Origin of the sequence: Paenibacillus riograndensis SBR5, assembly GCF_000981585.1 — a bacterium.
GTDB lineage: Bacteria > Bacillota > Bacilli > Paenibacillales > Paenibacillaceae > Paenibacillus_AQ > Paenibacillus_AQ riograndensis.
The window spans coordinates 2524538-2538562 of the sequence record NZ_LN831776.1 but is presented as its reverse complement, the minus strand read 5'-3'; the positions used below and the strand labels follow the sequence as shown (position 1 = coordinate 2538562).

General features: G+C 54.3%; 9 protein-coding genes. All 9 read right to left on the bottom strand.

The window, feature by feature from the left end; translation table 11 throughout:
- Positions 1–37: 37 nt before the first annotated feature.
- The 9 genes from PRIO_RS10245 to PRIO_RS10205 all read right to left on the bottom strand — a co-directional run bounded on the left by PRIO_RS10245 (position 38) and on the right by PRIO_RS10205 (position 13730).
- Positions 38–616, bottom strand: a complete 579-nt coding sequence (locus tag PRIO_RS10245; protein ID WP_020432711.1) for a glycerol-3-phosphate responsive antiterminator — start codon at positions 614–616, stop codon at positions 38–40.
- A 94-nt stretch (positions 617–710) separates the two neighbouring features.
- The gene (locus tag PRIO_RS33825) at positions 711–6563 is read right to left on the bottom strand and encodes a glycerophosphodiester phosphodiesterase family protein (protein ID WP_020432712.1); all 5853 of its coding nucleotides are present in this window, start codon (positions 6561–6563) and stop codon (positions 711–713) included.
- Positions 6564–6879: 316 nt separating this feature from the next.
- Positions 6880–7242, bottom strand: coding sequence for an arsenate reductase family protein (locus PRIO_RS10235; RefSeq protein ID WP_020432713.1), 363 nt, complete (start codon positions 7240–7242; stop codon positions 6880–6882).
- A gap of 169 nt (positions 7243–7411) precedes the next feature.
- Positions 7412–8491 carry an RluA family pseudouridine synthase gene (locus PRIO_RS10230; protein ID WP_046502179.1) on the bottom strand — a complete coding sequence of 360 codons (1080 nt, stop codon included), beginning with the start codon at positions 8489–8491 and terminating at the stop codon, positions 7412–7414.
- Between the two features lies 1 nt (position 8492).
- Positions 8493–9056 carry a cob(I)yrinic acid a,c-diamide adenosyltransferase gene (locus tag PRIO_RS10225; RefSeq protein ID WP_046502176.1) on the bottom strand — a complete coding sequence of 188 codons (564 nt, stop codon included), beginning with the start codon at positions 9054–9056 and terminating at the stop codon, positions 8493–8495.
- Positions 9057–9187: 131 nt separating this feature from the next.
- Positions 9188–9952 carry a class I SAM-dependent methyltransferase gene (locus PRIO_RS10220; protein ID WP_020432718.1) on the bottom strand — a complete coding sequence of 255 codons (765 nt, stop codon included), beginning with the start codon at positions 9950–9952 and terminating at the stop codon, positions 9188–9190.
- A 448-nt stretch (positions 9953–10400) separates the two neighbouring features.
- On the bottom strand, positions 10401–11345 hold the full coding sequence (locus PRIO_RS10215; RefSeq protein WP_020432722.1) for a phosphotransferase enzyme family protein: 945 nt from the start codon (positions 11343–11345) through the stop codon (positions 10401–10403).
- 2 nt (positions 11346–11347) lie between these two features.
- Entirely contained in the window at positions 11348–12238 is an 891-nt protein-coding gene (locus PRIO_RS10210; RefSeq protein WP_020432724.1) for an alpha/beta fold hydrolase, read from the bottom strand.
- 181 nt (positions 12239–12419) lie between these two features.
- A complete protein-coding gene (locus tag PRIO_RS10205; RefSeq protein WP_020432725.1) occupies positions 12420–13730 on the bottom strand; it encodes an amidohydrolase family protein in 1311 nt (436 codons plus the stop codon).
- Positions 13731–14025: the final 295 nt, after the last annotated feature.

Below are 14025 nucleotides of genomic sequence, written 5' to 3'. Positions count from 1 at the left end.
TATAAATTAACCATGTCATCCTGATATTAACTCCAGGTTAAGCTTGTGCAAAACTGTGCCAAAGCTCCGGGTTGCCCATCGATACTGCACTCGCTCCCGCTTGGAGAGCAGCCTCAATCTCCTGATGATCCTTGATCAGGCCGCCGGCAATGATAGGGCGGGAAGTACTGCTGCTCAGCTCGGTAATGACCCTGGGGATCAGCCCCGGCATGACTTCAAGCGCATCCGATTCATTCTGGCGCACGTTGTTTATGCCGTGCTCCAGCGCGGAGGTGTCGATCAGGAACAGGCGCTGGATCGCCAGAAGCCCGCTTTTCTTAGCCTGCTTGACCATGTGGTTCTTGGTGGAGATAATGCCGGTCGGGCCAATCTTCTCGGCAATATATTTGACCACGAGCGGATCACTGCCCAATCCGCCGATGAAATCGACATGCAGAAAGACCTTCTTGCCGGCTTCCAGACCCTGCCTCACATATTGCTTCACAGTGAACAGGTCCCCGATCAGCAGAAAGATCATCGGCCACTCGCTGTCGCAGGCCTTTTGCAGATCTTCAGCCTTGCGCACTGCCGGTATAATCCTATGGTTGCCGCTTCCCGCAAACAGTCCGTTCTTCACCTGTTATCCTCCTTCTGTACCAGTGAATATTGACCATTGTAACAGCCGTTTGTCAGCGCGGTATTAACGGCGGGACCGGAGTCCCGCCCACACTTCATTGGATAAAGCCCGCCAAGCTCAGGAACCGCTGCAGCAGCACGGCCGATTGGGCGCGGGTGGCGCTCATTCCCGGCATCAGCCGCTCTTGCGATACACCGTTCATTAATCCGGCTTGAATGACCATGGTCCATTCCTCACGCCCCCATGCGATGCCTGCCGCATCCTTGAACAGCTCCAGGGCTGGCCGTGATTCCGCAGCTGTGCCGCCAGCGGCGCCGTCCTGCCCGATGTAGCGCAGGGCGCGGGCCAGCATCACCGCCTGCTCACTGCGGGTCACCTTGGCATCCGGACGGAGAGTTCCGTCGCCGTAGCCGCTGATCAGCCCCGCAGCAGCAGCGGCGGATACGTCGCTTGCGAACCAGTCCGCAGGCTGAACGTCCGGCCAGGCTGCCGCCTTCCCGCTGCCTTGACCGGCTGGCAGGGCCAGCGCGCGCGCCAGCATGGCGGCGAATTCCGCCCGGGTTACCGCACGATCCGGTTCAAAGCGGCCGCCGCCGGTTCCGTTCAGCAGCAATTTGTCTGCCAGCTGCTTCGCCTGCCGCTCAGCCCAGTGGCCATTCAGGTCACGGAATGATGTATCCAGCGTCATGACGCTCAGGATGCTGCTGCCGCTCTGGATCTGGCGCAGCATTCCCCCGGTTCCATCGCCTGTGAAATTAGCGGGCACGAAGGACAGGGTTCCCTTCTCCGGCGAAAACATTATTCCAGTTGCCGTGCTGCCAGCCGGCGAGTCCAGGGCCAGTGAACGCGTGAGATAACGGGAACCGGATAAGACCGGAGTGGAGCGCCCGCCTGACAGCACTTCAAGATTAAACTCTACCGCTGCGGCCATTTGCCGGCCACCGGCCAGCTCCACGGCGCGGGTTACTGCCGCTGCCGCTGCTCCATCCAGCTTGCGGATGGTAACCTTTAGCTTCATCTCCTGCAAGCCTGTGCCCAGTTCTGCAGCCAGCTGTTCAAGCTGCAGCTGCTCCAGCGGGAGCATGTATCCGGCCTTCGCTTCAGTATGAGTCACCTTCAGCAGGGCCCCGCTGTGCGCGGCGTTCTGCAGCGCAGCCGCCGGAAGCTCCAGCGTATCGCTTGCGAAGTTGACTTCCGCTTGCGCGGAGGTACGGAACGCTTTTTCCAGAACAGCAGCCTCTACTGTGCCATCCACCGCTTCAAGTACAGGCACTGCCGGGGAAGGGGTCACGCCAACTGTTCCAGGCACACTGGTATTTCCAGATCCGGGCGCTGCGCCCGGAGGAGTATAGCCTCCACTACCTGGTGCCATAGTGGCCGCAGGCGTCGGCGATAGTGTTGGCGTTGGTACTACCGTTGGAGTTGCAGTCGGTGTTACCGTTGGTGTTGCTGTTGGCGTTGCTGTCGGTGTTGCCGTTGGTGTTGCCGTCGGCGTTGCTGTCGGTGTTGGCGTGGATGTCGGACCCGCAGCACTTTGCACCGTAATTTCCACCGGCTGCGAATAAAGATCATACGTGCCCCCGTTCTCAATGGAAGCTGAGTAACGCAGCAGCACATGGGCGGTTCCCGGTTTCCGGGCATTCACCCGGCCTCCGTCCGCCTGCACCAGCTCCTGCCCATCCAGGAATACAAGCTCAGGTGTGATCTCCTTGCGCTCGCCCTTATAGGTCTCCACGATGGCTTCAAGGTTCCGCTCTTCACCTATATTCAATTCCATCCGGGCTGTCTTCGCGCTCAGTGAGGCCGCCCAATCGGATGCCCAATAGGCATAGTCTGTAGTGATGCCGAAGGCTCCAAGCTTCAGGAAGCGGATCACATCCTCGCGTTTGTTAAGCGTCCAGGGGGAGATGAGCAGGCCGCGGTGTTTCGCCGCCTCCATGAACTCCGGTCCAAGCCCGCTGTAATCCGTATTGAAGGTGAGATTAAGCTTCGACACCGTCTTCAGCGTATCCCGCAGCGAGCCTTCCACGTTATTTTCGCTGGCGATATAACCGGTCAGCAGTCCGGCGGGGATTTCCGGCATCAGTTTATTCAGCCGCTCCAGCTGGGCCGGGTAAAAAGACATCACATTTACAATATCCTCTGCTTTGTGCTCCTTCACTGTGCGGACAAAAGCATCCACCGCCTCCGGCGTCTGCGTCTTGATCTCGGCATACACCAGCCTGCCGCGCGAACGCGCCAGCTCCAGCTGTTCATCCAGGGTCGGCATTCTCACGAGCGGGAAGCCCTCCGGGTAAGTCTTGTTGGCATTATAGGTCTTGAGCTGCTCCAGTGAATAATTCTCCACCGGTCCGCTGCCGTCCGTTGTGGTCTCCAGCACCGGGGAGTGCGTAATGATCAGGTGCCCGTCCGTAGTCAGGAACATGTCATTTTCGATAAAATCCGCTCCGGCATCCAGTGCCAGCCTGTTGCTTTCGATCGTATTCTCCGGCGACACAGAAGGCATCCCGCGGTGTCCAATGATATACACCTTGCGGATCAGCGTGGTATCGCGGTTGTACAGCGCCAGTGCCGCATGAGCCGCAGCGGGTACATCCGTTACCAGACCGTTCACGCCGGCTGTGATCAATTGATGCAATCCGGCCGTCGTGCCGGAAGGCGCAGGCGTCTTCGCCTCACTCCAGACCATTACCGCCAGCTTCTGCAGATACGCCGTATTCCCGCGGGTCGCTGCATTCTCAGCCAGCAGTGCTACTCTCGCTCCGCTGGCCGCTGTGGCACGGCGCATCTCCAGCAGATCCTCCGGTCCCGGATTTCCGGCTGCGGTGAAGTCAAGAATGCCGCGTGCCATCGGATAAGCCGCCCTGGCCCGCTTAATCAGTTCCCCTTGCTCCGCAGCCACGAACACATCCTCCAACCCGCGCTCCCGCAGCACCTGCACCAGCCGGTCCACCGTCAGCGCATCATGGACATACAAAGCAGGGATTACCCGGTCCCCGGTTGCCGCCAGCACTTCAGGCAGAGCCGCAATTACCGCTCCGGTTCCCGGCTCAATCACCATCAGCTCCGGGTTCAGATGCAGGATTGCCGTGGCCGGAAGCTGGTCTGCGGCCAGCTTGCCAAGGTCGCTTGACTGCTTGATCTCTGTAACAATCGTCGGGGCAAGCGCAATTTGCGTTTGCGGCTCCGCCACTTTAATGAAGGGCTCGATCACAGGTGCCGGCAGCGGTTCCTCCAGCAAGGTCACCCGAAGGTTATCGACCCGCATTCTGCTGCTGTCCGCCTGCAGGCCAATCCCGCCTTTGGCATAACTGTCCGCCCGGAGCGTCTCGATCATCAGCTGATTGTTAATCCACTCCTGAACCTGGTTGCCGTAAGCCTTGATCGTATAGTGCAACGGTGCACCTTCGGCCAGCGGCTCCGTATAGGAGCCTCTCTCCATAACATTCCATTGATTGGCCGCCGTCCGCTCGGCGAATTCCACACCATTGGCAGCGGAAGGATCCTTGCGCACCGCCATCTGGTAATACGGGTAATCACCCTGCTGGACCCGGAACATCACCGAATTCCACCGCGAGGCATTCGCTGCGTCCGTGTGGGTGACATCAGCTTCAATCATATAGTTGCCAAATAGGCTTAGATAATCCGGCAGCATTACGCGCAACGGATTGTCCGGGGCCGCCGTGGCGTTCAGCTCCAGCGCTCCCCCCTTCACGGCAGCCTTGCCGGCTGTCGTGCCCTGCACCCTTTTCCAGCCGTCAGGAAGCGTCCCCTCCGGTGTGCTGTCAAAGTTATCCTCAAACAACACGTATTCCTTGGCTTCCGGTTTTTTGGCCACCAGAATTAATCTGATAACTGCATCATCCTTCCGCCCGGTCAACTGGTGTATGCCCTCCGTCTCGACAGCTATCCCGTCCTTGCCGAGAATAACCCCCTTGCTGTCTGTGCTCCATTCCAGCGCATCCCCCTTCAGTTCTGCCGAGCTGTAGTCGCTGGATTCCGCGTGGAACGTCAGTGTGTCAAGTGCCAGCTCCCGGCCAGTCTGTTCCAGCACATAGCCGGTTTCGTGACTGAGGCTCAGCACCTTTGCCCCTGTCTTGGAAGGCGTAACGGTCAGCAGGCGGCTGGCCTCCGCCTGATAGTAGACGGCTGTGACCGTTGCCTGCCCTTCTTTGACCGGCACCGGCTGATTGTTGACGATCCGCACAATGCTCTCGTCGGAAGAGTACAGCTTCAAGCCATTTGCCTGCACCGGCTCTGTCAGCCCGTCAGAATAATACACCGAAGCTGTTACCGTCAGCGGACCTGCCAGCGCTTCCGCCTGCTGTGGCAGATCCAGCTCCAGACGGTCGGCTGTAATCCGTGTCACCTTCAGATTGTCAAAAGAAACCGCCGACTGATCAACCTGGAAGCCCACTTTGCCTTTATCCAGCAGCCCATTTTCAAGCGGTTTGTCCAGCAGCAGAGTATAATCCGCCTCATCCTTGGCCTTGATGTATTCCTTGACGTTGTCGCCGAAGACACGGACCTTCATTGTATAATCCTTGTTCAAGGCAAGCGGTGCACCGCTTCCGTCCGACATCACATTCCAGTTCCCGTCCGGCTTCCGGTAGGCCAGCTCGTATTTCCCGTTCTGGCGCACCGCCATCTGGTAATACGGCAGTTTGCCGTTGGCCGGGACGCGGAACATAAGCGCTGCCCAGCGGGCACTGTTCAGCACACTTTCGAAGCGGACATCTGCTTCCATCGTATAATGATCCGCCTGCACCGGGGCCACAATCCGGCCCTGCCGTCCGGCGGCATTGCCATCAAACCGCAATCTGCCATTGTTGTAGACGGCTTCCGTAACACTGGCAATATCTTGGTCTGGGTCTGGGTCTGGGTCGTAGGTTGCTTCCATAACGCTGGCAATGTCTTGGCCTGAATTGTATGTTGCTTCCGTCACCACACTCGGCTCCCGCACTACCGCAAATGGGCTGCTGCCTGCACTCCCGTCAGCAATCCAGTCTTCAGGTAAGGTTCCATCCGCATAACCGTCGAAATTCTCCTCCAGCAGTATTGGATTAACCTCCCCGCTGACCGGTTGTTCGTCACTTAACGTAATGACTCCATAGCCGGAAGTATCATTCCAGAAGCTGGAGGAATTGTAGGCGCTCCAGTACCCTGTGCGCTGCGCGGTGGCGTCAGATTTCTCCAGCCGGTCAGTCACACTCAGCTCCAGCCCCAATTGCTTTGTCAGATGCGGGTCCAGGCCCAGCATCTCCCAAGGTACGGCAATTTCCGCGCTCCAGCCTTCCCCGGTCTGGTGGATAGAACGCAGTATCTGCTTCTCATCCTTGCCCTGATGATTGTTCAGCGCCGCCCCAAAACGGAATTCAGGCGTGCTGCTCCCCGGCCGGTAAAGGATGCCAATCTGCATATCATCCTTCGCAAAAGGGGATGACTGGTGCAGCGTCGGGTCAAGGAACAGATTCAGATTGTCCTGATCGAACCAATATCCCGCACCGTCGTAGACAGGTGTGCTGTCGGGCGCATCCACAGCAATGTATAAATAGGTGCTGTCCCACAGCAGCCCGAAGCTGCTGTTCTCCCCTGCCGGCTCCCCGGTCCGCACGCTTAATGACTCGTGGAGACTCCAGAAACCTTCGTCCAGTTTGCCGTCAATAACCGGAGCGGTCAATGTCCGTTTGACCTCAGCCTCCGCTCTTCCAGGCTCGGCAGCTGCTGACCGCACAGGTATCGCTGCTGCAGGTTCCGCTGGCACATTCTCTGATGCCGGTGACTCTACTGTCACCGGTGATGAAGATTCAGTCGCCGCTGTAGAGGACATTGCAGCCGAAACGGTTGCGGGCAATAATGACGTATCCAGTAGGCCGGTCAATATGGCGGCAATTGCCACCAGGTTCACAAGCTTTTTTGCTTTTCGCACTTTTTGCACTTTTTGCATCTGCGGTTGTACCCTCCCAAATGTCGTAGTGAAATCTGAGCAGCACAAAAAACCCTGCAATCCGTCAAGGTGAAATCAAACCCGAAACGGGCCTGCATTCACTTTGACGCATAGAGGGTTTTCTCCTCGTCTCCTACCCTGCGGCTTTAAGTTGGCTCTCTCATGTTTACTTTAAAGCGGAAAAATTATCACAGTATCAACGCCGGGTTAAAGTAATGTCAATTCAGATCGCTGTCCCGGAGGTACAGTACGATTCGGCGGACTGGATTAACGGCATAGCTTGGGCGGTCCTTAAGCAGCAGGGAAATCCGGATGGCTACATTGACCAAGATTGGCTGAATTGCTCTTCCTTAAAGCCCACAGTAACCTTCTTGCCGTCAGTGACAACCGGCCGTTTGATCAGCATGCCGTGCCTGGACAACAGGTCCAACTGCTCTTCTTCACTGAGGCCCGGCAGCTTGTCCTTAAGGCCAAGGTTCTTATAGACCTCACCGCTTGTATTAAAAAATTTCTTCAGCTCAAGCCCGCTTTTCGCCACCAGCACGCGCAGCTCCTGGACGGTAGGCGGCTGCTCGGCGATATGCTGCAGCTCCAGCTCATGGCCTGCCTCCTTTAACCACTTAACCGCACTGCGGCACGTGCTGCATTTAGGATATTGATAGACTTTTAGATGACTCATCGGCTGCTCCTCCGGTGTATATTGAGATTAATGGGTTGAGTAAGTTAAAGTAAATAGTGGAGTTAAAAATCTCCTTCTGCGTACAACGCGTTTGCGCGAGGCGATTTCAAAGGCACTTTTACCTCTCATTTCCTCTTTTTGCTCACTTGGGATGAATTCAAAGGTACTTTTACCTCTCATTTCGATCACAGCCGGGCGCCGGCGCTGCCGCCGTCTCACGCTGCAGCTTCGCCTGAAGCAGCGCCAGATCCGGCGGCAGCGGAGCTTCAAACACCAGCTCCGTGCGCAGCACCGGATGCTGGAAGGACAGCCGCACCGCGTGCAGCGCCTGGCGCGAAATGGATGCATCCAGCTCCGCTATCCGCTCCAGCTGCACTCGCTCCTTCGCATCCAGCTCCGCTACCCGCTCCAGCTGCGCCCGCTCCGGGACCCGTGCCCCTGGCTCCCCGGCCGGCAAGCCCGCCTTGCTATAGAGCGGGTGACGGTACATGCCGTCACCGATCAGCGGGCAGCCGATAGAGCTCATATGCACCCGGATCTGATGGGTGCGGCCGCTCTCCAGCTTCAGCTCGACCTTAGCTGCGCCGGGGTACACCTCCTTGACCTCGTAGCGGGTCAAGGAAGGATAGCCGTCCGGCGTCACGATCCGCCGGTGCGGCTCCGCCGGGTCGCGGTCGATCGGGCCGTCGATATCGCCGCTCAGCACAGCAGGAACGCCGTGCACCCAAGCGTTGTAACGCTTGTCCACTGTTCCGGCAATCATCTGCTCGGAAATATGCTGGTGGCTGTAGGGATTCTTCGCAATAACCAGCACGCCGGATGTCTCCTGATCCAGCCGGTGGACGGGACGGAAGCGGAACTGTTCGCCCTTTTGCGCCCAGTAATAGACGACTCCATTTGCCAATGTGTCCGTATAATGCCCGTGGGTCGGATGCACAATCATCCCGGCGGCCTTGTTGACAACCAGCAGATGCTCATCCTCATAGAGGATCTCAAAAGGAAGCGGCTGCGGCAAAATATCCTCCGAGGTCTCCTGCTCCATACGGATCTGTACAGTATCTCCTGTGTTGACCCGGACGCTGATGTAGACCCGTTCTCCATTCAGCATAATGCCCTGCTCGGTCATTTTGAGCCGGGACAGCAGCTTGCGGGATACATCCATCCGCTTCTGCAGAATGGTTTTCAGCAGCCAGCCGTCCTCAGACGGCGGCACTTGATAGGTAATTGGTGAATAATAGCCCGTTGTCATCTTAGTTGCGGAACACCTTTTTGCTGCGCACATATTCTACATCAGCAATCCCAAGCCGTGTATTGGCTGCGCGGGCCAGCGCAAAAAAGTAATCCGACAGCCGGTTCAGATAAATCACAGCCTCCTGGTTGATATCCGCACTCCGGCCCAGCGTCACCGCACGCCGTTCCGCACGCCGGCATACCGTGCGGCAGACATGCAGCACCGAAGAGAGCTGGCTTCCCCCCGGCAGGATGAAGCGCTCCAGCACCGGATTCTCCGCTTGAAGAGCATCGATCCAGCCTTCGAGGCGTTCAGCCATCCCGCTTTTCACCTTATATTTGTTCTCGCTAAGCTTCACAAAAGCCAGATCAGAACCGCAATCGAACAACTCATGCTGAATCTCCAGCAGCTGCTCCCGGACATCTGCGAACTTCGCGTCCTCCATCAGGCTGCGCGCCTGGCCGACAAAGCTGTTCAGCTCATCAATCGTGCCGTAGGCCTCCACGCGCACATCATCCTTGCCCACTCTGCCGCCAATAACCGAGGTTTCCCCTTTGTCTCCCGTACGTGTATAGATCGCCATTGTTTGTCCCCCTGTCTAATAAGTCACATGTAATTAGTTTATACGTTCCCATGCACATTAGGCAAACAAAGACCGGAATTTCTGTTATGCAAAATCCTGAGCCGGGGTGAGCAGCAGCTATTCTGCTGCATTTACGGTTTCCTGAATGTTATGCAGTACATCAACCCTTTGCAGACTTCCCTGTACTCTATCTCCAGCATGTTCTCCGGAATCAGGCCCAGAATACCCGGCAAATCCTTCCCCTTCTCAAAATAACCCTTGACCACCGGCACCTTCTCATAGGTTCCTTTGACCAGCTTCTCCGTCTCATCGGCAATCATCAGCCTGGTGCCGCTTTTCGCCACCCTGATCATCTCCAGCACCGCACGGCCCGGATCACTAAAATAATTGATGCCCCCTACATGATACACGCAGTCAAACCTATTGTCCTGAAAAGGCAGGTGCTCTGCTTGCCCCTGAAACAACTCAGCCTTGAGCCTCCAGCGCCGCAGATTGCGGACCGCCTGCTTCAGCATCCCGCCGGAGATATCCAATCCATAGAACTCAGCTTTTGCATCAATATAGGGGAAATTATCGGCGCTGCCCACTGAGGTCTCCAGCACACGATCGCCGTCCCGCAGCTCAAGCATGGAGAGAAACTGTCGTCTATAGTTCCGCTCCCCGCCAAATTTAAGTGCGAAATAGGCTTTGTTGCTCAGCCGGTAAAAACGGGCGATTTTATTATACATTTCCAGATACTTTTTGTTGCTGCCTTCCGTATCAGCCTCATTCAGAAACACAAAAAATCCGTGCTCCCACGGATAACATTGTCCATTTACCGGGTTCACGGCCCCTGCAGGCGTTAGCTCCAACCTGTCAAAAGTACCCGGGTCCCGCAGCATATCAGCCTTTAACATGATTCTCATCCTCTTTCTTGTGCAGCACAGCCGGCGCCGCATGTACACACGTATGAGATCATTATATTCCCTACAGCCGGAGCCCCTCATCAGGCTGACGTATGTTCCCGCCCTCCGTCCATGGACGGAGAATAACAGCATCTGTACGCCAGAGGATTCTAATGTAGAGAATACAATAGATTGAGCTTATCGACCGATTTATGGGTCATCTGCTGCAGAAAATGCAATAGAATATAAGTTCTATATAGAGTGATCTTAAGCTCTTTACATTAGGGACGTCGTCGGGACTACAGAGAATGTTTGGACTTCCAGCCACTGCCCATCTGCAGATTTCTTGATATTCCCGCTCTTCGCGGTGGAAATCCGCAGACAAAGGCGGAAGCTACCGCTCCTACAGTTCCAAACTTCTCTTCCCCCACTTTTCCCTGTTTGTATATCTGAGAATCCTTTATGCCAGAGAAAAACCTAAACAAGGTGAATCCTGTAAGATTGCTGATCTCATTTGGCCCAGAAATTCCACTTGACCCTGTGTGAGTTGGCTCCAATCAGCGTAAGCTGTGTGATAGGTATAAGAGAATAGATGCCGATAGTCTATAAAAGTATCAATTTGCGGAATAAACCCGATATTGCAGTTCTCTTGGGCATACCCGTCCATAAAAGAGCCGAAAAACGCTTGTACAAAAGCTTGCCTTTGCGGTCCCGCGGGAACAGTATAGGCGATGTGATATACAGAAATGGCGATATCATATGCAAACCAGTGATACTCGCTGTCCCCAAAATCAAGAAGCGTCAAATTCCCCTGATGAAGCAGAACGTTGGAATGATGCAGATCGCCGTGAATCAGACCAAAGTTCTCACGGGTAACTGGAAGCTGTTTGAAAGCATCCTTAAATCCCTGCCACTTTTCCGCCAAAATAGGGTCATTATTAAGAACTCCGCCTTTGAGCAGACTGTGATGGAACCACTGCGGACGTTTATGGACCGGCTGATAGCTTTTGGCCAAAACATGCATCTTTCCTATGGCCATTCCCCATTGTTCAAACACATTAGGATTCCAGCTCATTATGTCATTAGGATTCAGAGTGGTGCCCTCAACTTTTTCATAGGCAACACAACAGTACTTCTCCGAAACTGGAAAAATGTACTGTCCGGTATTCAAAAGAATCGGCTTGACTGCACTCAGACCCTCACTGCGCAAATACTCCAGCCATTCAAACTCCGACAAAAGCGCCTCCTCGTCTGTAATGGCATTTTCCAATATCTTCACCACAATCTCTTCGCCGCTGCGGTTTATTTCAAACACATTGCTGTCATATCCTCCAAGCAGTTTCGCCTGTTCAGGATCACAGCCAAGTGCTGCAAAAGCCTGCTTTTTTACCTCATCCATAATCATCTCTACACCTCCTTCCCAAGCAAAAAGCCCACGGTTTCCCGATTGACGGCCTCCGGCTGCTCATGGTTGATGCCGTGTCCGGCACCCGGTATGACTTGATAGCGGAATCCCCCGTCGGTCAGCAGCTTGATGAAATCCCGCTTGCGGTCCAGCTTATATTCTCCTATTAAAAAATAAAGCTTCTCTTTGACTGCAACCGCTTTCTCTTTATCGTATAGCTCCAGCTTATGTATGAACATGGCCTGCTGGTTGTGGTTTTTCATTAGCAGCACCAGATGCTCCGCCACTTCGGGATGTTTCTCGGACAGACGGGAATCCGGGGAACTGAGCTTGTCCACAACCTTCAGCAGATTATTGCGGGTGGGAACCAGGATTTCGGGGAACATCATCAGCAGCGTTTGCAGCATGGCCTTGAACGGCGCAGTGACCATACCTCCCTCCATGCAGACCACTCGTTCAACTCTTTCACTCTTTTGTGTTGCGTAGTTGAAAGCCATATAAGCCCCATTGGATACTCCCGCAATATTAAATGTTGTGAGATTCAGACTGTCAGCAATGCTGCTGATCCACTCTACCTGCCGGAACGTCTGCTTGCTGTAATTCCCGTTAGGCACGCTTTTTCCCGGACCGCCTATGGTATCTACTGCGATGCAATAGAAATGCCGGACGAGCTCTTTCATATTGAGCAGCCACATCACTGCTGAGTTATCCCCTACCCCGTGAAACAGCAGCAGCGGCGGATTGGCGGCATTGCCGGCCACAATGCAGTGTGTCGTACCGTAAGGAGTCTCTATATCCAACTCCTGAATTTCAGTATTCCACTGCCTGAGCAGCATGTTGTAAGAATGCAGTACGGCTTCCTTGCCTGCTTCACTTTTAAAAACCTTAACCATGGCTGTTCCCATCCTTCACTACATTAGTAAAGTGCCCCGTACTCAATAAACGCAAAATCAGCCAATGGTGACGGGAGATGCGGGGCACTTAACTACTATTATAAGGAGGGATGTGTAATTATCATAAATAAGAACAAACTTACTGTTACAAGACACTCCCCTGCCGTAACCGAATTTCTAATCAGATCTGCTGCCCCTCTCCTTTTAACCACACCGCTTGGATGGATAGGCTGTCCGAAATGCTGGTTGTCGGATCACCATCCACCAATACCAGATCCGCACGCAAGCCTTCGGCAATGCGCCCCCGGTCCTGGAGACCGAAGCGGCGGGCCGGCTTGGAGGTAGCTGACTGTAGAGCTTCTACTGGGGTGAAGCCAGCCTGCACCAGCAATTGCATCTCATGATGAACGCTGGCTCCATGAGCCAGACCTCCGAGGTTGTGGAGCGGAACGGGGGAGACGTCAGTCCCGACAAGAATATCGACTCCGGCCTTGTGAAGCTCCATCACGCTTTTGAAGCTGTTGTCCAAGCTCCCTTGCGGATACGTATTGAAGCTGGAATTCAAGATATCAATCCATTCCTGGCTTAATTTCGAGTTCACCCGCGGATCGCCAGCCAGTTCGGACGCCGGATTTCCGATGATTGACGCGTTCAATACCAAACATGGTGTAACAAACGCACCGGAATCTTTAATAGCTGCCACTACTTCGGACGTTGATTCAGGCCGGTCGATAAATAGGTGGGCGAGACCGTCAACACCAATTCGGATGGCAGATTGCGAAGAGTCGGCTGTCAACACGTGGGCCAGGACGATTTTATTCAGCTTATGCGCTTCTCTTACAGCCGCTTTTAGAATGTCTTCACTTAAAACGGGAAGTCCCGGCACCCCCATGACTGTTCCTTCTTCAATCATAATTTTAATATAATCGGCGCCATTCTCCACTTGAGTATGAACATGCTTGACCGCTTCCTCTATAGTTGTCACTTGAGGTGCCTCATCATGATCATGGGCAAAAGCTTCGAGCATCGCATTCCGGTCTTTCTCCGTTAACTTCTCTAGTTCTTTTAGCACAAAATCAGGAATCTCACCATCATCCGGCAATAATTCGTCGGGATGACCGCCTGGAGCCGTGACAGCCATGCCGGCCGAACGAACGTCCGCGATGCCGCCCAAATTCTGCAATTGAATTTCACGACCTTTTTCCGTAAAACCGCCATTCATCTCAAGTTCAGTTGTTACGCCGAATTTGAGAGCATCCCGCAACCCGCCGATGGAGGTATGAACATGCGCATCAATAAGACCAGGCATCAACGTTGCATTATCCGCATCAATCACGGCCGCATGTGCCGGAATCTCTCCCCCTACAGCGATGATCATGCCCTCTTGAATGATAATATGCCTTGCGCTGATAACCTTCTCCCCATCAAAAATACGGGCATTCGTAATAGCCGTTACCCCTGCCATTGGATGACTTTGTTCGCCGCTGCTCATTTTATGACCTCCTCAGTTTGTTCAGTCCGTCTTAACGACCAACCGATTGATTGTATTTTAATTATTAGAATTCTAATTGTCAATCCATGAATATTCTATTGACAATTATTTAGAATCCTAATAAAGTTTCATTATTGACAGATATATAGAGTGAACTTGAAAAACTAACAAAAGGATAAAGGGATGGAGGGGAAGTTTGGAACTGTAGGAGCGAATGCGTCCGCCTTTGTCTGCGGATTTCTACCGCGAACAGCGGTAACAATCAAGAAATCTGCAGACAACAGCGGCCGGAAGT